General features: G+C 58.1%; 22 protein-coding genes. 14 read left to right on the top strand and 8 right to left on the bottom strand.

Annotation, left to right across the window (positions count from 1 at the left end):
• Positions 1-163 precede the first annotated feature (163 nt).
• Together VH599_11265 and VH599_11260 are read left to right on the top strand one after the other, a co-directional pair.
• Positions 164-1,129: a peptidylprolyl isomerase gene (locus tag VH599_11265; GenBank protein ID HEY7348880.1), complete on the top strand. Its 966-nt coding sequence runs from the start codon at positions 164-166 to the stop codon at positions 1,127-1,129.
• Positions 1,130-1,190: 61 nt separating this feature from the next.
• The gene (locus tag VH599_11260; GenBank protein HEY7348879.1) at positions 1,191-1,703 is read left to right on the top strand and encodes a peptidylprolyl isomerase; all 513 of its coding nucleotides are present in this window, start codon (positions 1,191-1,193) and stop codon (positions 1,701-1,703) included.
• A 90-nt stretch (positions 1,704-1,793) separates the two neighbouring features.
• On the opposite strand, the gene VH599_11255 is transcribed toward VH599_11260, so the two are convergent.
• Together VH599_11255 and VH599_11250 are read right to left on the bottom strand one after the other, a co-directional pair.
• A complete protein-coding gene (locus tag VH599_11255) occupies positions 1,794-2,765 on the bottom strand; it encodes a ParB/RepB/Spo0J family partition protein (GenBank protein HEY7348878.1) in 972 nt (323 codons plus the stop codon).
• Positions 2,758-3,522 (bottom strand): AAA family ATPase, encoded by a 765-nt coding sequence (locus VH599_11250; protein HEY7348877.1) that lies wholly within the window; start codon positions 3,520-3,522, stop codon positions 2,758-2,760. The genes VH599_11255 and VH599_11250 overlap by 8 nt, the downstream gene beginning before the upstream one ends.
• A gap of 303 nt (positions 3,523-3,825) precedes the next feature.
• Here VH599_11250 and VH599_11245 point away from each other — a divergent pair, with 303 nt between their 5' ends.
• The 6 genes from VH599_11245 to selA all read left to right on the top strand — a co-directional run bounded on the left by VH599_11245 (position 3,826) and on the right by selA (position 9,163).
• On the top strand, positions 3,826-4,530 hold the full coding sequence (locus VH599_11245; protein HEY7348876.1) for a hypothetical protein: 705 nt from the start codon (positions 3,826-3,828) through the stop codon (positions 4,528-4,530).
• A 158-nt stretch (positions 4,531-4,688) separates the two neighbouring features.
• Positions 4,689-6,455: an ATP-binding protein gene (locus VH599_11240; protein HEY7348875.1), complete on the top strand. Its 1,767-nt coding sequence runs from the start codon at positions 4,689-4,691 to the stop codon at positions 6,453-6,455.
• Positions 6,456-6,470: 15 nt separating this feature from the next.
• The gene (locus tag VH599_11235) at positions 6,471-6,839 is read left to right on the top strand and encodes a hypothetical protein (protein ID HEY7348874.1); all 369 of its coding nucleotides are present in this window, start codon (positions 6,471-6,473) and stop codon (positions 6,837-6,839) included.
• A 174-nt stretch (positions 6,840-7,013) separates the two neighbouring features.
• Entirely contained in the window at positions 7,014-7,217 is a 204-nt protein-coding gene (locus tag VH599_11230) for a hypothetical protein (GenBank protein ID HEY7348873.1), read from the top strand.
• A 14-nt stretch (positions 7,218-7,231) separates the two neighbouring features.
• Positions 7,232-7,669 carry a type II toxin-antitoxin system PemK/MazF family toxin gene (locus tag VH599_11225; protein HEY7348872.1) on the top strand — a complete coding sequence of 146 codons (438 nt, stop codon included), beginning with the start codon at positions 7,232-7,234 and terminating at the stop codon, positions 7,667-7,669.
• A 42-nt stretch (positions 7,670-7,711) separates the two neighbouring features.
• Positions 7,712-9,163, top strand: a complete 1,452-nt coding sequence (gene selA / locus VH599_11220; protein ID HEY7348871.1) for an L-seryl-tRNA(Sec) selenium transferase — start codon at positions 7,712-7,714, stop codon at positions 9,161-9,163.
• Here selA and VH599_11215 read toward each other — a convergent pair whose 3' ends face one another.
• From VH599_11215 to VH599_11205, 3 genes are all read right to left on the bottom strand, one after another.
• A complete protein-coding gene (locus VH599_11215; protein ID HEY7348870.1) occupies positions 9,164-10,183 on the bottom strand; it encodes a DMT family transporter in 1,020 nt (339 codons plus the stop codon). It lies immediately after the preceding gene.
• A 214-nt stretch (positions 10,184-10,397) separates the two neighbouring features.
• Positions 10,398-10,835, bottom strand: coding sequence for a hypothetical protein (locus VH599_11210; GenBank protein HEY7348869.1), 438 nt, complete (start codon positions 10,833-10,835; stop codon positions 10,398-10,400).
• Positions 10,836-11,030: 195 nt separating this feature from the next.
• On the bottom strand, positions 11,031-12,068 hold the full coding sequence (locus tag VH599_11205; protein ID HEY7348868.1) for an ROK family protein: 1,038 nt from the start codon (positions 12,066-12,068) through the stop codon (positions 11,031-11,033).
• 295 nt (positions 12,069-12,363) lie between these two features.
• Between VH599_11205 and VH599_11200 the strand changes: the two genes are divergently transcribed.
• From VH599_11200 to VH599_11175, 6 genes are all read left to right on the top strand, one after another.
• Positions 12,364-13,287 carry a DMT family transporter gene (locus tag VH599_11200; protein HEY7348867.1) on the top strand — a complete coding sequence of 308 codons (924 nt, stop codon included), beginning with the start codon at positions 12,364-12,366 and terminating at the stop codon, positions 13,285-13,287.
• 101 nt (positions 13,288-13,388) lie between these two features.
• Positions 13,389-14,165, top strand: coding sequence for a SurA N-terminal domain-containing protein (locus VH599_11195; protein HEY7348866.1), 777 nt, complete (start codon positions 13,389-13,391; stop codon positions 14,163-14,165).
• Positions 14,166-14,208: 43 nt separating this feature from the next.
• A complete protein-coding gene (locus VH599_11190; protein HEY7348865.1) occupies positions 14,209-14,538 on the top strand; it encodes a hypothetical protein in 330 nt (109 codons plus the stop codon).
• 179 nt (positions 14,539-14,717) lie between these two features.
• A complete protein-coding gene (locus tag VH599_11185) occupies positions 14,718-15,047 on the top strand; it encodes a response regulator transcription factor (GenBank protein ID HEY7348864.1) in 330 nt (109 codons plus the stop codon).
• A 107-nt stretch (positions 15,048-15,154) separates the two neighbouring features.
• The gene (locus VH599_11180; protein HEY7348863.1) at positions 15,155-16,318 is read left to right on the top strand and encodes a hypothetical protein; all 1,164 of its coding nucleotides are present in this window, start codon (positions 15,155-15,157) and stop codon (positions 16,316-16,318) included.
• Positions 16,319-16,409: 91 nt separating this feature from the next.
• Entirely contained in the window at positions 16,410-17,024 is a 615-nt protein-coding gene (locus VH599_11175) for a hypothetical protein (GenBank protein HEY7348862.1), read from the top strand.
• Positions 17,025-17,027: 3 nt separating this feature from the next.
• On the opposite strand, the gene VH599_11170 is transcribed toward VH599_11175, so the two are convergent.
• The 3 genes from VH599_11170 to VH599_11160 are packed head-to-tail and all read right to left on the bottom strand — an operon-like array spanning position 17,028 to position 19,163.
• Positions 17,028-17,843, bottom strand: coding sequence for a ScpA family protein (locus VH599_11170; GenBank protein HEY7348861.1), 816 nt, complete (start codon positions 17,841-17,843; stop codon positions 17,028-17,030).
• Positions 17,844-17,868: 25 nt separating this feature from the next.
• Complete coding sequence (locus VH599_11165; GenBank protein HEY7348860.1) at positions 17,869-18,360, bottom strand: hypothetical protein; 492 nt, start codon at positions 18,358-18,360, stop codon at positions 17,869-17,871.
• 11 nt (positions 18,361-18,371) lie between these two features.
• Positions 18,372-19,163 carry a site-2 protease family protein gene (locus VH599_11160; protein ID HEY7348859.1) on the bottom strand — a complete coding sequence of 264 codons (792 nt, stop codon included), beginning with the start codon at positions 19,161-19,163 and terminating at the stop codon, positions 18,372-18,374.
• Between the last annotated feature and the right edge of the window lie 172 nt (positions 19,164-19,335).

Here is a 19,335-nt window from a genome sequence, read left to right as displayed (position 1 = left end):
GTTCGTTATATCTTTAATAAGAGGAGCCACAAGTCTCCCCATTGCCTTGACCGGCAGTATCCCAAAGGGTATTATATGGCATGCGCGCCGTGACCGCAAAACCTGCCGGGCGCGCCGAACGCATCACCCGCACGTTGGGAAGACGAGAGGAAATAGACGCTTCATGCCCAAAACAACCGATAAGCGCACCGCCGCGCGACGCGCGGCGCGGGTGCAGCGCGCCCATACAACGCAGCAGGAGGGGACCATCGTCCGACGACGCCCGGCCACCAGGCGTCGAACAACCCAAGAACACTCGAATATTTTTGCCAGGTACCCCGTAGCATTTATCCTCCTGTTCTTCATTATTCTTGGTACGACTGGCTACACACTCTATGCCAGGCAGGTCTGGATTTTTGCGCCTAAACCACCAGCCCCGCGCGTCTATCCGGCCCTTCCCGCCGAGGCAGCGGCATCTCCCTGCCAGGGCGTGGCCCAGTACCTGAACACCACCGCCGCGATCCCCGACAGCGCCAATATCAATCGGGCGTACAGCGCAGCGCCCAAAATGACTATTGACAAGAACAAGCTCTACTGTGTCGGTATCAGCACCACCAAAGGCTTTATGCTGCTGGAACTGGACCCCCGGCTAGCTCCCAACACCGTCAATAACTTCATCTACCTGGCAGACCATCATTACTATGATGGCCTCACCTTCCATCGTGTGTTACGCAAGGGCCAGACTCAACCAGACGGATCTGTTTCACAGATTGCCGTGATTCAGAGCGGCTCCCCAGACGCCAGCCCTGACGGTGGCCCTGGCTATCAATTCAACGACGAACTGAGCCAAAAAGAGGGCTACGTGCTTGGCACAGTCGCAATGGCAAATAGTGGCGCTAATACAAACGGCAGCCAGTTCTTCATTGACACCGCCGACAACTCCAAAGCGCTTTCTGAACACAAGTATAGCCTCTTTGGACATCTGGTGAAGGGCATTGATACCGCCATCAACATCAACGCGGGGGATAAGATGATTCGCGTGCTGACGATGGCCGTACCAATCCCACCAACACCGACGCCAACTCCCGGGCCGACAACGACACCATCACCCACGCCAGCGTTGACACCAACGCCAACGCCAAAGCCGTAGCAGGCCATAGAACCATCATATGGTTGATTGTACAGAGTATTGAAGCAGAAACGAGGTAGGTATGCCCAGGCAATATAACAAAGCGCCGGATTTGCAGATCGACCCCGCGAAAAAGTACCGGGCGATCATGCACACCGATAAAGGCGACATCCAGATCGATTTGTTTGCGGCCCAGGCGCCGCAGACGGTCAACAACTTTGTCTTCCTGGCGCGCGAAGGCTTCTACAACGGAACCACCTTTCACCGCGTTATCGGAGGGTTCATGGCCCAGGGCGGCGACCCCACCGGCACCGGAACTGGCGGCCCCGGCTACCGTTTTGCCGACGAGCCGGGCGGCCTGGCGCTCAAGCATGACAGCGAAGGCATCCTCTCAATGGCAAACGCCGGACCAAACACCAATGGTTCGCAGTTTTTCATCACCTACGGGCCGACCCCTCATCTGAACGGAAAGCACGCCGTCTTTGGGCGGGTCGTCGGTGGCATGAACGTCGCCAAGGCCCTCCGCGAGCGCGATCCACAGCGGGACCGCCAGCCAGGCGACAGGCTCACCTCGATTGATATTATCGAAGGCTAGTTCGCGGGATCGGTTCGGGCGCTGCCTGGTCAGGACAAAGCGGAGCGGGCGCATTTTTTCCGCGCCCGCTCCGCTCTTTGCTGTTTTCTCTTAGTGCGCATCCTGACGAGCAACCAGTATCTCGTAGAGTTTCTGAAGTTCTTCCTCATTATTGAAAAAAATTGTCAGCGATCCCCTATCCTTTGCGTTGCGCCTGAGTTGCACCTTGAGGGCCAGCGCGCGGATAAACTCTGTCTCCAGCGTGCGGGTCAGATTAAAATACTCTTCATTGGCCTGCGGCTGAGCCTGCGGCTGGGGCTGCGGCTGATGCTGGACAGATACCTCGATCAGCCGCCGCGCCAGGTCTTCAGCCTCACGGACGCTCATTCCTTGCGCCACAATTTGTTGAATGGCGTGCCGCTGGGCGTCTTCGTTTTCAATGCGCAGCACCGCTCGCGCGTGGCCCGCTGTAAACTCCTGGCTGCGGGTTGCCAACTTCTGGCGAGCCGCAACCGGCAAACCAAGCAGCCTGATCGCGTTAGCGATGGCTTCGCGGCTCTTGCCAACCTGCTTTCCCACCTCATCCTGGGTCAGTCCATAGTCATCCACCAGTGTTTGATAGGCCAGCGCCTCTTCGATAGGGTTCAGATCAGCGCGCTGGATATTTTCGATCAGCGCCAGTTCCAGCATTTGCTGGGGCGTGGCTTCCCTGATAATGACTGGTATCTTCGTCAAGCCAGCCAGCCTGGCCGCCCGCCAGCGGCGCTCACCGGCGATCAATTGATAGCGAATAACCTCCTCGGCGCCTCGCTGCGGAAAGTGTTCATCTGGCGAAAGCTCAGTCACCACCAGCGGTTGAATCACCCCATGCTCTCTGATGGAAGCAGCCAGCTCCTCAAGGGCTTCATCTGGTACGATCAAGCCGCGCGGCTGGGATGGATTGGGCCGAATGGAGTCAATCGGCGCTTCCAACGGGGCCGCCTGGGGGATCGGCGTGGGTGGAATGGACAACTCAGAATCAACGCTCGCCCCAGGAATCAGCGCATCGAGGCCGCGTCCCAATCCAAAGCGAGGCTTAGCCACGACTCATCACCTCCTCGGCCAGAGCGCGATACGCCAGCGCCCCTGGCGAGGTTGGATCATAATCCAGAATAGACTGACCATAGCTTGGCGCCTCACTGAGCCGGACATTCCGAGTAATGATCGTCTGGAAGACCTCTTTGGGAAAATGCGAGCGAACTTCCCGAACTACCTCTCCGGCCAGTTTCGTTCGCGCGTCGTACATCGTCAAGACCACGCCAGCAATATAGAGATTGGGGTTGAGCTTGGCACGCACCCGTTTGACCGTATTCAACAACTGGCTTAGCCCCTCCAGGGCCAGATACTCGCATTGCAAGGGAATCACCACGCCATCGGCTGCAACCAGCGCGTTAACGGTCAGCAGGCCAAGCGAAGGGGGGCAATCAATCAAGACATAATCATGGTGCTTGCGGGCGCTTTCCAGCGCCGTGCGCAAACGATACTCGCGCTCCGGCAGATCAACCAGTTCGATCTCAGCCGCCGCCAGGTCTTGCGTACTGGGGGCCAGGCGCAGGGCTGGCCGTGCAGTGTTGACGACCACATCATTCAGCGACACATCCTGCTTTACCAACACCTCATAGATCGAAGCCGTCTCGCGGTTCTTGCCCGCGCCGATACCGCTGGTCGTGCTGGACTGTGGATCAATGTCCACCAGCAAGACGCGCCGACCAGCCTCAGCCAGATAGGTAGCCAGATTAATGGCGGTAGTCGTCTTGCCGACCCCGCCTTTTTGGTTCACAATCGCATACACTCGTGACATTGCAGATCCCGTCCCCTTCGCAGAGCAGTCCGCAGGCGCCTGATGGTCCGGTAGTTTACCTCTCTCCTTCCATAATACGGGAGAATGGAAGAGATGGCAAGCCGCTTCTCTTTTAGCGACGCTGACTGGACCATTACCAGCCCCATTGTAACAAATGCAGCCAGAAGAGGCAATGGGTTTACCGCCTGCAAGCGAGGGCTTCTTACAGGACTCTTGAGAAACCAGATCAAGCAAAGCAACATGATATAATAGCAAACAAAGGAATTGCGCCTATCAGCCGGAGTCAGAAGGAGGAGGCGGGCCGTGATTATCGGCAAAGTCGTCAAGTCGGACTCACATATCACCTATGCCTGCCAGGTCTACAGCGCGGGGGAAGTGGAGGTCCAGCCTGGTCCCACCGATTGCGCCTTTGGGCAGTTTGTGCGCGCGGCGGTGCGCAATGGGTCAGCGGCCACGCAGGCAGCAGGCGCAAATGGTCGCGCCGCTGGAGGAAATCGTTCAACCGAACAGGCGGGCGAAATATGGGCCATCGGCATCATCTACGATACCATTTTGCTCAATCCAGCCTTCGGAACGTTGGGGCCACGCCTCTCCAACGCCGAGCAGATCGAAATCTTCTCGCCCGATTACCTTTCCGAGCGGGCCATGCTCGTCTATTTCAGCGTCCTGGGCTTGATGGAGCGCAGAGATCATGCCTCCGCACACTGGCGTGTTACTCACGGCGTACCCCCGGTGGCGCTTGAATTGGGCTGCGAGGTCGAGACTATCGAAGCTGGGCAGATTCGCGCCTTCCATTTCTTCGCCGATGGGGGCGAGCCTGGCGGCGCCGAACCCTATCTGCATATGGGCTATCTGCCCCATCTGATCGCGCAGCGCAACAGCCTGCTGCCCCAGGTTACGCTGCGCATTGTCGAGCAGCTTGAGCAGCTTTTCCCGCAAAACCGCGCCCTGCTGAATATTGTCAAGAGCAACTTTGCCTGGAAGCTGAAAGTAGAGACGACGGGATAAGCCGTCCCCGGATGCGCCTGCCCTGATCCATAGTGCTGAATCAGCGATCCCACTCTCCATCAGTTTGGAGCATGCACAGCATCCCAAACTGTATTATATGTGGCATCTTATCTAGCACCCATAGCATCTTAGATAGCATCTAAGGAAGGCAAGAAACCATGCCCGAACGCCTGGAAGGCTCTCGTTCAGTCTCCGCGCAGCCTGTTGCAGCGGGGAGTCATGCTCAGGAAACGCCAAGGCCCGTCGGCATCACCAAAGGCCCCGGCGAACAGATTCATCAATACACTTTTATCTCGCGTGACCGCGAGCAGGCTCTTAAAAACGGTGAGTATGTCTATTATGAACTCTCCCTGGGCAATGCCGAAAATGGAAGCAGCGCCAGCGCCAGCGCCACGCGCCAGATACTGGGGCGCATCCTCAAGCGCGTGCCGGTACAGTTATATCCAGACACCTTCCTGGCCGAGCCGGAGATTCCGCCCAGCCAGGTAGCCGCAATGGTCGGCTATGATGACGCCGCCAACGAACTCTTCGAGCTACACGTCGCTATTATGGGCTATTACGATGAAACGCTCGGCAGCTTTGTCAATCCCTGGATTCCCCCCCCATCGGGCCGTCCCATTTATCTTGCAGATAACGCGCTGCTCGCCCGCGTCCTCAGCAAGCGCCAGCCTGCTGCCATCGGCGCGGCGCGGATTGGGTCGCTGCTCACCCGTCAGGACGGCGCGGTACCCGTTGTGCTTGATGTCAAAGAACTGGTCAGCACCCACCTGGCAATCATCGCCAGCACCGGCTCAGGCAAAAGTTATCTTGCCAGCGTCATCATCGAAGAACTGATGCAGCCAAATAACAAAGCCTGCGTGCTGATTGTAGACCCTCACGGCGAATACAACACCCTCGACCAGATCGCTAACCTTCCAGAGTTTCGCGCGGGCAGCGGGCGCAACGCCTACCAGGCCAGGGTTCAGGTCTACCAACACGATCAGGTGAAAGTGCGCATCTCCTCGCTCATGCTCGGCGATCTGCGTTACCTCTTACCAGACCTCACCGAAAAGCAGCATTACCTCCTGGGTCGGGCCTACGGCAGAGTCACTCGCGGCAGCAAGGGCAAGCCGTGGACGGCTGAAGACTTGAAGCGCGCCGTCAGCGAGGCAGGCAAAGAAGACGCCGAAGAAGAGCAAGATAACTCCAGCACCATCGGCGCGCTGCGCTGGAAGATCACCAGCCGCTTGCAGGAAAACACCTTCGTGTTTGACGACTTCCAGCACCTGGACCTGGGCGAAATCTTCAGGCCAGGGCAATGCACCGTCCTGCAACTCAACGAAATTGATGACCGCGATCAGCAAGTTATCGTCGCCACGCTGCTGCGCCGTCTCAACAAAGCCCGCATGGATACCGAGCGCGGCAAAGTTCACGCTGGGGATGAGTCGCACCTGCCCTATCCGGTTTTTCTCTTGCTGGAGGAGGCACACCACTTCGCCCCGGCGGGCGGCGATGTCATCACCACCGGCATTCTCAAACAAATCCTGTCAGAAGGGCGCAAGTTTGGCATTGGGGTTGGCCTCATCAGCCAGCGCCCTGGCAAACTCGACGCCGATGTCCTCAGCCAGTGCCTTACCCAGTGCATCATGCGCATCGTCAACGAGGTCGATCAGCACAGTGTAGCCACTGCTATCGAGGGCGTCGGGCGCGATCTGCTCGGCAACCTGCCTGCGCTCTCCAAAGGGCAAGTCATCGTGGCAGGCGGCGCGGTCAATACCCCTGTGCTGTGCCGGGTGCGTTCCAGGCTGACGCCGCATGGCGGTGAGAGCAAAGACGCGCCTGATCTCTGGCAAAAACACTTCTCCGATGGCACCCAGGAGGCGCGCCGCCGCGACGCAGCCATCCTCTACACCGATGACAAGCCTTTCTCCATCTACAAGAGTTAAGCAGGAGGACGCGGGATGACAATCCGCCACCCAATACTGACCATGGCGGCGGTGGCGCTGGTCGCCTGGCTCGGCCTGGGACTGTTCGGAAAACTGGTATCTCCCGCTGGCGCCGCGCCGCGTCTCCTCTTCCTGCTTCTCTTGTTCATCGCCTTGACGGCAACCTTCACCCCAATAGCCCAGTTTCTAGGACGGCAGCTGGTACGCTCGAAATGGTATGCGCAGCACAGCTTGCGACACGCGCTCCGCCAGGGAGCGTTGGTAGCCCTCGCTATCATCGCAAATCTGGCGCTGAGAGCATTGGGAGCCTGGTTCTGGGCAGACATTATCCTGATTGCGCTGGCCGTGATCCTCGTGGAGATCATTGCGCTCGCTCGAAAGTGAGCGCGGTGTCCTGGCGCTTGATAACGCCCCGAACAACGACTATAATTGGGGCATATGGGAGAAGTTGGTTCAGCGTGGCAGGCGGGCAGAGAGAATGGCTTCAGGCGCTGGCACACTGATAACGGATCGGTGAACCCTGAAAGCCGCTCGTGTCCGATGCAAAGGAGGGAATTCATGAACGCTTACATTCAGTCAGATCGCCGAAGCCTTTTGCTGGAACGGCGCAAGCTCTATGAAGCGGAGGTGGTCGAAGCACTGCTCAACGAAGACCCGGAGGAGCGTGAAGAGCGCCTGCATCTGGTGCGAGCCTGCCAGCCAATGTTGGCGGCCACCCTCAACACGCTGGCTATCTTTGATCCCGAAGATTACAAGGAGTAGGCGATAGCTCGTCCATGCCACATCCCTTTTTAGAACCCGACGGACTCACCTTCCATAATCAGGTAGAGTTCGGTGGACTGTATTGGGTCAATTTCACGTATCCACCGCTCCCGCCTGGTGTTGAGGAGCGGCGGATTCTTGATTGGCACCCGGCGCTGGTGATCTCCAGTCCGCCGTTCTGCCGTCACTCCGGCGCGGTCAACGTGCTGGCCGTGACCAGCTACCGTGGCAAGCTGCGCCCCTATCACTACCTGCTGCTAAAACGCCATTATCCGCAGCTTGATACCGATAGCCTGATTAAGACCGAACTGGCCTATCCGGTCTTGCGCGCCGCGCTGCCCGATCAACATTTTATCTGCAAGCTCAGTGATGATGATCTGCAAGGCGTGCTGCATAAAGTCGCCGATGTGCTGGGTATTACCATCTTTCATGAAATAGACATCTCACTGTGAACGTCTCCTATTGCTTCACATGATGGGTGAGGTTGCTTCCGCGTGACACCATCTGAGACACAGCAGCAGTTACGCCAGCTTCCCTCTGTCGATGAGTTACTGCGCCAGAGCCAACTGGCCTCTATCGCTACCACCAGCGCACACTCGCTGCTCGTGGAGTGCGCCCGCGAGACGCTCTGGTCTATTCGTGAGCAGATTCGCTCCGGCCAGACCAGCCCACCTCTGGCAGACATTGCAGCGCGCGTCTACGCGCTGTTCCAGCAGCGCCAGCGCCCCAGCCTGCGCCCGGTGATAAACGCTACCGGCGTGATCATCAATACGAATCTGGGGCGCGCTCCGCTCAGCCAGGAAAGTCTCCAGGCTATAGGAAGTGTGGCCCTGGGCTACGCAAATCTTGAGTATGACCTGGGGCAAGGAGAACGCGGCTCGCGCCATACCCATGTGCGCGCGCTGCTCTGTGAACTGACCGGGGCCGAAGACGCGCTTGTGGCGAACAACAACGCCGCAGCCGTGCTCGTCGTCCTCAGCGCCCTGGCCGTCGGGCGCGAAGTGATTATCTCGCGCGGGCAGCTTGTAGAGATCGGCGGCGGATTTCGCGTCCCCGACGTGCTGCGCCAGAGCGGCGCGCGCCTGGTAGAAGTGGGAACCACCAATCGCACGCGCCTGCCCGATTATGAGACGGCCATCACCACAGAAACCGCTCTGCTGCTCCAGGTGCATCCCAGCAACTTTCTGATAACCGGCTTCACCGAGTCCGTCTCGCTGGAGGCGCTGGCAGAGTTAGCGCACAGCCGGGGCTTATTGGCGGTGGCAGACCTGGGAAGCGGTTGCCTGCTCGATAGCGCCCGCTTTGGCCTGGCCCATGAACCGACACCCCAGGAAAGCATTGCCGCCGGAGCCGATATCGTCTGTTTTTCGGGTGATAAGCTGCTCGGCGGCCCCCAGGCTGGCATCATCCTGGGAAAGCGCGAGCTTATCAGCCGTATCGCCAGACACCCGCTGATGCGCGCCATTCGCATTGATAAGCTGACCCTGGCCGGACTGGAAACTACGCTGCGCCACTATCAGCGGCATGAAGCGCCAGAGCGCATTCCCATCTGGCGCATGATCGCGGCGACCCCGGAAACGCTCGACCAGCGCGCTCGCCAGTGGATGGCGCAGCTTCGTAACTGGGGCATCCGCGCGGAAGTCGTGGAAGGCCAGTCAACCATTGGCGGCGGCTCTCTGCCTGACGAAACCCTGCCCACGGCACTGCTAGCAATCAACGCAAACAGCGCGAAAAGCGAGGAGAGCCGGAACAGCGCGGAAGGCCAGGAACACCCGCGCTCGCCTCTGGACGCGCTGGCATCCAGGCTGCGGGCTGGCGAACCGCCGGTTGTTGCCCGCATCTTACGGGACCGGCTGCTGCTGGACCCGCGCACCGTCCTGCCAGAGCAGGATCAGGCTTTGCTGGCTGCGCTCCGGTCGGCGCTTGCCAATAAACCAGCTTCCTAACTACTGCTGCTTCTCCTGGGCAGGCGCGCCCACTACCACAGCCTCCAGGCTCTCTGAAGGACCATTGGCGGCAGCCGCCTGTTCTTTCTTTGCCTCCGAGGCTATACCGCGCCGCGCCAGCAGCAGCCCTGCCAACACCACAGCGGCGCCCAGCAATTGACCCGCCGAGAACCCTTCACCAAGCAGCAAGAAAGCCACGGCGCCACCAAGCACAGGCGTAGGATAGTTATACAGCGTAACGTAGCCAACGCCGCGCCGGATAATAGCCCAGTTCCAGATGGAATAACTGACATAAACCGGGAAGACGACCCCATAGCCTACCACTGCCCAGGAGCGCCACGTTACCAGCGACCAATGTTGATGAAACAACGCTGGCACACCAACGGGGGCCAATGCCAGCGTTCCTACAACCAGCGTATAGCACATCAGTTCAGCCTGAGAAAAGCGCGTCCCCAGCTTTTTGTTAGTGATACCGTAGAATGCAAAGGAGAGCGCCGCCACCAGGGTCAACAGATCGCCAAGAATCATCGTGGTTGGGGTCACATGGCGATCCACCCCCTCGTGCTGAAGGTTCCCGCCAGCCGCCAGAAGAAAGAACGCTACACCGGCAAAAGCCAGCAGCACCCCGGACCATTGTACCAGACTCACTCGTTCGGTACGAAAAAGGGCCAGCAAAATCACCGAAAAAAGCGGAACGGTTGCCGTCAGCAAGATCGAGCCAAATGCAGTGGTCAGGCTCAATCCCACAAAATAGAAGAGTTGATAAATGCCATAGCCGGTCAGACCAGAGACCACCAGCGGGAGTATATCACGACGCTCGAAGCGCCAGGCGCGCCCGCCACGCCGCCCATGTCGCCAGAGCAGCAGCAGCGCCAGCGCAGTAATCAGCAGGAAGCGCGCATAGACAAAGGCAAACGGGTCCAGCTCCTCCAGAGCAATTTTGAAGAGCGCGGGGGAAACGGACCAGATAATCACAACAAAGCAGAGGGCAAGATCAACCGAATACTTGCGGAGAGCCAAGAGCAGCACATCCTTTCTGGCGCAAAAGTTGCTGGCAGCGCAGGCGCAGAGAAGGCTGTGCCATTGCTACCGACCAGCCAGAAAAGGGTCCAGAAACGAGGTATAGCGCGCTATCATGAACCGCGAGTGCTGGTCCATTGCATAGTATAGCGCGTTTGGTTAGAAACGACCAGCCGGGGAACCTGCGCGCGGAAGCCAAACGGCTGCGCAGCCGCTACTGCTGCGCCAGAGCATGCGTCAGGCGCAGCACAATCCGGCAGAAATGGAGAATGGCCGCAGCCGTCGCAAGCTGTGCCTCTTCCTCGCTCTCGCCTTCATCTGGCTGTGGGCGCGAGCGACAAAGCGCACGCAGGACAAAGAGCACATCGTCTTTAAGCACGCTATCCAGCCGCCCGCTGCGTACCATCCGCACCACACGCCCGATGGTTGCCTGCATCTCACGGCGCACGACGCTTACCTGATCGAGATCATCATCTTCCAACGTCTCCCAATCCTCATCCTCCAGATCAGCATCCATGAGCGGGTCCACCTCAGCAGTATCAGCCAGATCAGCTTCAGCCCCATCAACTCCTGGTTCATCGGGAGGCAGGGGTTCCCATCGCACACCCAGTCGGTTCAGGAGTGTCTCCAACTCTTGCTCCCAGTTGGACATGCGGGCCGCCCTCCCTCTGAAAATACAGCGACAGTAGCTGCTCAGTCTGAGCGCGTCCAGTCTAGCATAGTGATCCCCTCTTGTCGAGAGGTCATCCATAACACCATAACACCAAAAAGGCAGAGCGCCAGAGATACCCCTGGCGCTCTGCCTTCTCTGCTTCTATCTCTCTGTTTTTTGGGTGAGGCTTTCCCCTCAGACATCCTGAAGCGCCAGAGCCACCGCGCCTTTCAGCGAGGCATCGCTGCCAAGCGCAGACGGAACGATCCGCACCGGCTCGGTGGAAGCGCGCAGGCAAAGCGGAGGGACCATCTGGCGCAGCGGCTCAAATAACAGATCACCAGCCAGCGCCACCGCCCCACCAATGATAATCACGCCAGGGTCCAGCATATTCACGAGGTTAGCCAGGCTCAGGGAGAGGTAATGCAGCGCCTCGTCAATCACCTTTTGCGCTATCGAATCACCCTCAGCCGCAATCCGAAACACCTGATCGACGGTCATGGCTTCTGCCCGGCCTCCAGTGACCCGCCGAATCGCCTCTTCCGTCTGCGGATACTCCACCGAGATACCTATCATCGTGCGGACAATGGCCTGTGCCGAAGCAATGCCCTCCAGGTGTCCCCGCCGACCACACGGACAGAGCGGTCCATCCTCCTTCACAATCGTATGGCCGATCTCGCCCGCCATCGTCCCCGCGCCATGATAGATCGCCCCATTGATCACAATCCCCGCGCCGATGCCACGCCCCAGGCCCACGTAGACCAGATTTCGCTCGCCTATGCCCGCGCCAAAGCTCGCCTCGCCCAACGCAGCGGCGTTAGCGTCGTTATCCAAAATCGTCGGAATCCCACAGCGTTGCTCAATCAAATCTTTGAGTGGCAGATGGTCCCACCCCTCCGCGCGATACATGGTGCGCACCAGCCCACGAGCGGCATCCACCGGCGCGCCGACCGCTATCCCACAGCGCAGCACCCGATTGCCTTTCAGCCGCTCTGGCGAGCAAACCGCAGCAATCGTTTCTTGCAGCAGCGCGACGGCTTCCTGGCCCTCTGGCGGAGCACTGAGCCGCTTGCGCGTGTGATGAACCATCTGGCCCTGAAGATCAGCCAGAGCCACAGATACCTGCATCCCAGCGCTGCTAATCTCTACCCCCAGGACATAGCCCTGAGTAGCAAGGACCATTGAATGGGCATGGTTGGATACCAACTCATGTTCGTGCCAGGTCTGGTTCATGGGGCCTCCTTCGGGATGAGCGTCAGCGCCGCTCTCCGTCCTCAGGACCGCGCCAGCAAAGGCGCGTATCGCAAGACATACATCTGCATGCTGTGGGCCGAGAGTCGCACGGTTGGGGCCAGTCATTGAGGGACGCAAGACATCAAAGGACCAGGCAGGCTTGAGTTATCTCTTCCTGCCGCCTCTCAAGTATAGCATACCAGGCATCAGCCGCCTGGCGTCAGTCTGCCCATATGCCTCACTGAACACATGGGATGAAAAGAGGCGCCAATGCCTGGTATAGTTATGAGTAACTATGACCACTGAAAAGAGCGAAACCGCCCAGGCGTCCCAGGCCGTCCAACCCACCAGGTCTGTCTGGACCATCCAGACGGCCCTGGGCTTTGGCCTGATGACCTTGATCTGGGGGTCATTCTCGGTGGCAGTGAAGCTCGGTGTGAGCGGCATCCCGCCCTTTCTGTTGGCCGGGGCGCGTTTTTGCCTGGCTGGGGCGCTGCTCTTCGCGTTCCTGCTGATTCGCCAGGAGCGCCTGTTTCTTCCTCGTCAACGCTTTCCGGGCGTCTTGCTGCTGGCCTTTCTCATCATCGGGATTCCCAGCGCCTGCTTTTTCTGGGCGTCTCAATACGGACCAGCAGGCACACTTTCAACCATCTGGGCCATATCCCCTATTTTCACCGCGTTGATCAGCTTCCGCGCCCGCGACGAAGCGCGCGGTTGGCGCGTTCCCCTCAGTTTGGTGATCGGGCTGCTGGGGGTCATGTTGGTCTTCATTGACAAACTGAGTATCGGCGAAGGGCAGGCGCTGGCCGCCGAGGGCGCTGTTCTCTGCTCAGCAATCTTTTACGGGGCAGCAATGCGCGTCGCCAAAAGCACCGCCGATCTCCCCCTGCTGCCGCTCACCGCCTGGGAACTCCTGTTGGGCGGCCTCATCCTCTCAAGCGCCAGCCTGCTTTTCGAGCGCGGGCAGCCGGTGCATTGGACAGCACTTAATATCAGTATCTTGCTCTATCTGGCAATTATGGCTGGCTGCGTCACCTTCGCGCTCACCTTCTGGCTTATCAAGCGCATTGGCGCTATCCGCACCACCTATAATTCGTTCCTGATGCCCGGTATTTCCCTGGTACTGGCAAATCTCCTGCTGGAGGAACCGATTACCCTCCCCAAACTGGCGGGGATGGCGCTCGTCGTGGGCGGCCTGACGCTGGTTGTCAAGAGCTAGCAATCCTCTTACCTCCTTACTCTGGCGCTCTTAGTGCTCCCTAGCATATAATATCTGAGGAGGGCAGCGATAGACCTGCCCAAGGATGGAGGTACCTGGCAATGCAGATTCGGCTTTCATCGCTTCGTATTCGTCTTGCTGTTAGTACAGGCGTGCTGGTCTTGCTTCTGGTGAGCGGGATTCTCATCGCTCATCTAATTGCACCTGCTGAGGCAGCCAGTAATGGAGCCTGCGGTGACACAGCAGTAGTAGCTGCTTCTGCGATGGCGCCAGTGCTGGATCCTCACACTCGCGCGCAGACGACGGCCATCCCTGCCGGTGAACCAGCAATAGTAGCGACGGTCAATGGGCATCAGATCAGTGCTGTTGACTTAGAAACGCGGGTAAACATAGCTTTCAAGAGCCATCAGGCATCTTTGCAGCAACTTCCTGCCGATGCCCCAGCAAGCACGAGATCTGCGTTACAGAAAACACCTGCCCAACTGCGCAAGGATATGCTCGACAAACTCATTGACGCTGAGCTTTTTATGCAAGAAGCCCAGCGTCTAGGAATATCCGTTTCCCAAGCAGAAGCACAAGCCGAGGCCCAGCAGCAGTTGCAGCGTTTTCAGAGCGAACCAACTTCAAGCCCTGCACACACCACCTTCCAAGCATATCTGTGTGTGAACCGCCTTGATACCTCAAATTTCACAACAAACCCGCTGGTTCTGCGCGGCTATCACGATGCGCTCGTGCAACGAGCGATGATACAGCACATCATTGCATCATTGCCAGCAAGCGAACAGCAAAACCAGGAGGCGATCCAGCAGGCAATAGCAAACTACACACAGAAGCTTCGGCAAGCTGCAAGCATCCAAATCTTCATCTCGCTTCAGTAGAAAGCAGCTATAGCCTGGGAATCTAAGAGAGGCTGGTATTTTCATGCCGACGACAATCCCAGCTCAACCACCTGATACCTTGCTCATTATCTCTGCTATTGCTGTCATCTGTGTGGCCTTGCTCTTTGCAGAGAGGTACGCGATGCGCCGCCAGATGCGCGATGCAACCGTGTCCTGGCCGCAACGCATTGCCAATCTGCTGCGTGGCGTGGGTATCTGGTGGCTAGTATTAGGTAGCAGTGCCTTCCTCATCTTTCTGGTGGTTTACGTAGTCATGCGCTACCAAGAGAACGCTAATGGCGATCTCTCTACTCTTCTCTCCTCGCGTATTTTTCCCATCGCTGCCTGGCTGGCGCTGGTTGTCAAGAGCTAGCAATCCTCTTACCTCCTTACTAAAGAGCGCCAGTAAGAATACCTAGAAAAAACACTGGCGTTTTCCTCAAAGTTCAGCTATACTGTTCTCGGCTCGGTACCTTTCCACCGCTCGGCGAACCTCTGGCGCTTTAACGGACTCTGCACAGCCTATCCGCATGGACACGAAAGGATGCAGCGATGAAACAGGTTTTCCGTCCCCTCACAACACCAGCGAACACCATCCCCTTCATCACTCCAAGAGAACTTCAAGTCCTGCAATGGCTTGCCTGCGGCTTATCGAACAAAGAAATAGCCGCAGCGCTCTGCCTGAGCGACAAGACCGTCGCAACCCACATGAAATCGATCTTTGACAAGCTGGGTGTACACAATCGCCTCATGGCCGTCAGAGTTGGGCAAAAGCTGGGACTGATCGATCTCAATAATGAAGACCCAGAGAGAGAGAGAGAGAGAGAGAGAGAGAGAGCAAGCGGGCGTAAGAGAATGATTTGGGCAAAATACCCTATTTAGGGGAGACAAATACCCTATTTAGGGGAGGCGAATAGCCATTGGCCTGCTTATGCTTGGTATGGAACACCGATAGCAATCGCTTAGAGCAAACAAGGAGGATCATCTCAGTGCAACGATTGTGTATTCGCGCCATACGTCACCGGCTCTTGAGAGCAAGTATTATCGCAGCCTTGCTGCTCTTCCTGCCCCTCGCTTCGCTGACCGCAACTGCTCAGGCTGCAACAGCAATCTCTGCCATACCCGCCGGAAGCGACCCGCAGTTGGCGCAGATCATCGTTCAGGACCGCAATGGCAAACCAATGAAAGGGGCTATTGCCCAGGTTCTGGTTATCCCGCAAAACATGGCGGCCAGCGCCCAGACGACGGAGCCAGTCGTCGGCACAGGAACCATTGATGCCCAGGGGCGCGTCATCGTTTCGCTCACCCCTCCGGCAAGGACTGATGCCACCCTAGCCTCGAAGGATGGACACGTCAACTACGAACTGATGGTGACTGATGGACGTGGCAGCCTGCTCGCAGACTATTACTTCCCCCGCTATTACGGCAGTGATGCAAACATCGCCCGTGAAATGCCTGCGCTTTCCAATACTCATCTGACTGCTCCCACAGCGCTTGCAGGCGCCCTGCCCACTGCCAGCCCAACCATAGGTCAGATTCAGTATTGCACCTGGAATACCGTAAGCCAAACGGACGCCTACACCGTCGTGGGAGAACTGCACGTCGTCCAGGATCTTTCAGGAATCTTTACATATGGACGGACCTCAGATTCAACGATTGGGATAGCTATTAGCTCAAATGGGGGAGGTAACTGGTCGCTTAGTGGAAGCGTCTCTATTACCAACTCATCGGGCTACCTTATATCCCAACATGCTCAGGCTCCGAACTGGGGCCACCAAATAAAGACCGAGTTCCACTATCTCAAGCAGCAATCACGATGTTTATACGGTGGCTGGACGCAAAATTTCCGTATCATAGCTTCTCAATGGGATGGAGGCACAGTAATTGGCAACGACGTCTCCAGTTGGGATAACCACCCCAACCAGTGGAAATCACCCGTCCCAGTCGGAAACGGAGTTGAGCGTGTCTCTGGCGCAGCTTACAACTACGGTGGTGCGGTCTGCGTCTTTGGAGCTTGCCTGAACGCGACCAGCGGCTTCTCCACAACTGTAAAGCTTACCTGGTCGAATACCTCACAGACAACAACAAGGTATCTCTATGGGAATAATGGCTATCCAACAACAGCCACCATCATTTATGCCTCTCTGAACTGAGAAGCTGCCAGCCATGAGGCAATTGACCTCAAAGTCAATTGCCTCATGAGCCATTCCTGCATGACCTATAACCATCGCAAGGAGTTTTGTGGTGAATCCTACGCCCGTTCGCAGCTTGCCGTCTATCCTCTGCCTCTTGCTCCTCCTGGCTGCCTGTGCTGGCAACCGCCCTGGGCAAACCTACCCGGATGCGCCAGCGCCTTTCCAGGCCGATGATGGCACTATCTCTGCCAGGAACTACTATCAAACCCTGGAGCAGCCATTTACCCTTGGCCTGGGAGCGTTCAATGGAGGCGCGACGCCTATCACGCTCGACTCCCTCAAGCCCGTTGCCCTTCCTCCCGATGTCACCCTTGTAGCAACAGCCATCGAGCGCCCGGAGGAAAACAGCCACGAATTGCTCACCGCAGGACACCTGGGCTATCCGCCCATCATTGACGACCTACACCGGCCCTATGTCTTCCACCCGCTGGAACACGCCGTCATTCATCCACAAGAATACGTCGAGGCTGTCGTGGCCTTGCAAAGTTCCAAAGTCGGCGCTTTTATTGCCCAGGGCTTCCTGCTGACGTTGGAGATGAACGGGAAGACCTACCAGCACTATTATCCTGCTGCTATCGTGCTTTGTGTGGAAGTCGATGAAGCCACCTGCGACGCAGCGGTGAAAAAGGCGGATGAAGACTATGACAGCCAGCAAGGCCGATAAGCGTCAGGCAGCCGCAGCGGGCAGAATGAGAATAGCGGCAAAAAGACCGTCCTGCACGACCTGAATGCGTTCTTCGTGCCAGAGTTCCAGCACAGCCAGAAACGTCACCACAGCCTCAAGGCGCGATTGCGCGCCGCGCAGCAGCGCCTCAAAATCTACCCGGCCACGCGCAGCCAGCGCCGCCTCGATCTCCGCGATTCTATCGCTCACGCGCACCACCGGCAGCGGGAGCGGCTCCGGCTTGCTGCGACGGCGCTCCTCCAGCACACGACGAAAAGCCGCCGCCAGCGCCTCTACCTCCAGCCCCACCAGCCTGGGAGGCGCCCACGTCAGCAATTCACCGGCAGGCAGCACCGGGCCAGGGCGGGGGAAGCTCATCATCCCGGCTGCCTCGCGCTCGCGCAGCAGGCGGGCGATCTCCTTCGCCAATTTGTACTCCAGCAGATGGCGGCGCAGTTCCTCAGCCTCGGCCATCGCCTCATTCGCCTCAGAAGCCTCATCTTCTCGTGGCGCCTGCGGCAGCAGGCTGCGCGACTTAATAAAGAGCAGCTTGGCCCCAACCGTGATAAACTCCGCCAGCCGGGCCATCGGCGGCTCCTCTTCCTGCCAGTTGCGCACATACTCCAGAAATTGATCGGTCACAGCCACCAGCGAGATCGCCGTAATTTCCATCTGGCGGCGCTCAATCAGATGCAGGAGCAGGTCCAGCGGCCCCTCGAAGATAGAGAGATGGATAGTATAGGGAGAAGAGGCAAGCGTTGCAGCCTGTGTACCAGCAATCACAACCTTTGTTCCATTCACTCCATGAACCGTCGCCATCAAGCACTCCCCAGATCACTCTATGTTAAGATCGATCATCCACCGCATGCAGCAGCGCCGCCGGGCCAGCGGGATCATGGTGCGTGCGAATCAGCAGCGCCACCCGCTCTGAAAGTCCCGCCGCCGCCGCCAGATCGGCGCCGATGTCGGCATGATGCCAGGCAGCATAGAAAGGCCGACGCCAGAATGCGTCTGGCGATGCCGCCAGATAGTGTAGCAATCCAGGGGCCAACGCGCGCAGCAGCACCAGGACCGGACGCATCCAGAAACGCACCCGCCCGCCGCCCTTGCCAACATCATGCAGCAAAGCCGCAGCCAGCAAATCGCGGTCAGAGCAGCCCTGTTCTTTGAGCGCGTAACAAACATTCAGGCAATGGCGCTGATCGCCAACCGACATTGTGACAAACAATACGCGCGCAGCGGGAGGAAGCAGCATGTTAATAACCTGTTGCTCTTCCGGCTGCACGCGCGCCGTCAGTAAATGCCAGGCTTGAGAGACGCGATAAACAGCTCGCACCCTCGTCCCCATTACACAGAATAAAAGATGAGATACGATGGATCAACAATAACCTGCGCAAAGGCAATGGTACCCCGCATCACCCAGTAGAAAGGACTCAACAGGACCAGCGCGCGAGCGCCGCTCAAGGAGATGAGCATCGGCAGGAAAAAGAGAATCGCCAGCAGGATCAACTCCATATATGGCTCGGCGCGCCGGAATGAAACCGCCTGGCGGCTGGGCAGCAGCGCAAAGAGAATGCGATAGCCGTCCAGCGGATAGAGCGGAATGAAATTGACCAGGAACAGCCCGATATTGACGACCACAAAGGCAAACAACAGTTGCTCGCCGCGCAGCGCCCACCAGGGCAGCGCCCCACCAACGCATTGCAAATCTGTGCTACCTGGCAGGCAGTTAACAATATCTCGAAAGAACTGCGGAGATTGTGGAATTGCCTGGAGGATAAAAGCGAAGCCCACGCCCAGCGCGAGATTCGCCAGCGGGCCGGCCAGCGCCACCAGAATAGTTCCGAAGTTTGGCCCCGCTTTCAATTTCAGCGCATCGAAGCGCACCGGCTTGCCCCAGCCAAGCGCCAATCCCGCTGGCAGCGCAAAAGCCAGCGTCACCGTTGAAAGAAACGCCAGGACAATCGCCACAGCCGTACCCAGCGCCGTCATCTGCCGCAGCGGATTCATGCTCAGCCGCCCATCATTGCGCGGCCCTGGATCACCCAGGGCCAGCGCCATCAGGGCATGCGCCGATTCATGAACGCAGATGCTGACAACAAAAGCGACCAGCAGCATAACGATGAAAATCACGTTCATAGGTCATCATCCTTGCGCTTTCCCGCTCTTCTTCCCATCCTTCTTTGGCTTCTTTTTTTCCTTGGCGGGACGGTCTTTGTTCCCCATCGCTGTATCCCCCTTTTATCCCGCCCTGCTGGCGGGCGTGGTATTGACTATTATACCGACTCAAACAACGCTGCGCAAGCCGCCC

This window comes from Ktedonobacterales bacterium, assembly GCA_036557285.1.
Taxonomy (GTDB): Bacteria; Chloroflexota; Ktedonobacteria; order Ktedonobacterales; family DATBGS01; genus DATBHW01.
Note: the sequence above shows the minus strand (reverse complement) of the source record. Positions and strands in the feature narration are given on the sequence as shown.

Excerpts from the sequence above, each read along its gene's own strand:
- VH599_11265 (HEY7348880.1), top strand. The coding sequence starts at position 164 with ATGCCCAAAACAACCGATAAGCGCACCGCCGCGCGACGCGCGGCGCGG.
- VH599_11205 (HEY7348868.1), bottom strand. The coding sequence starts at position 12,068 with ATGAACCAGACCTGGCACGAACATGAGTTGGTATCCAACCATGCCCAT.
- VH599_11235 (HEY7348874.1), top strand. The coding sequence starts at position 6,471 with ATGACAATCCGCCACCCAATACTGACCATGGCGGCGGTGGCGCTGGTC.
- VH599_11240 (HEY7348875.1), top strand. The coding sequence starts at position 4,689 with ATGCCCGAACGCCTGGAAGGCTCTCGTTCAGTCTCCGCGCAGCCTGTT.
- VH599_11195 (HEY7348866.1), top strand. The coding sequence starts at position 13,389 with ATGCAGATTCGGCTTTCATCGCTTCGTATTCGTCTTGCTGTTAGTACA.
- VH599_11160 (HEY7348859.1), bottom strand. The coding sequence starts at position 19,163 with ATGAACGTGATTTTCATCGTTATGCTGCTGGTCGCTTTTGTTGTCAGC.
- VH599_11225 (HEY7348872.1), top strand. The coding sequence starts at position 7,232 with ATGCCACATCCCTTTTTAGAACCCGACGGACTCACCTTCCATAATCAG.
- VH599_11210 (HEY7348869.1), bottom strand. The coding sequence starts at position 10,835 with ATGTCCAACTGGGAGCAAGAGTTGGAGACACTCCTGAACCGACTGGGT.
- VH599_11260 (HEY7348879.1), top strand. The coding sequence starts at position 1,191 with ATGCCCAGGCAATATAACAAAGCGCCGGATTTGCAGATCGACCCCGCG.
- VH599_11250 (HEY7348877.1), bottom strand. The coding sequence starts at position 3,522 with ATGTCACGAGTGTATGCGATTGTGAACCAAAAAGGCGGGGTCGGCAAG.
- VH599_11190 (HEY7348865.1), top strand. The coding sequence starts at position 14,209 with ATGCCGACGACAATCCCAGCTCAACCACCTGATACCTTGCTCATTATC.
- VH599_11200 (HEY7348867.1), top strand. The coding sequence starts at position 12,364 with ATGACCACTGAAAAGAGCGAAACCGCCCAGGCGTCCCAGGCCGTCCAA.
- VH599_11170 (HEY7348861.1), bottom strand. The coding sequence starts at position 17,843 with ATGGCGACGGTTCATGGAGTGAATGGAACAAAGGTTGTGATTGCTGGT.
- VH599_11230 (HEY7348873.1), top strand. The coding sequence starts at position 7,014 with ATGAACGCTTACATTCAGTCAGATCGCCGAAGCCTTTTGCTGGAACGG.
- VH599_11185 (HEY7348864.1), top strand. The coding sequence starts at position 14,718 with ATGAAACAGGTTTTCCGTCCCCTCACAACACCAGCGAACACCATCCCC.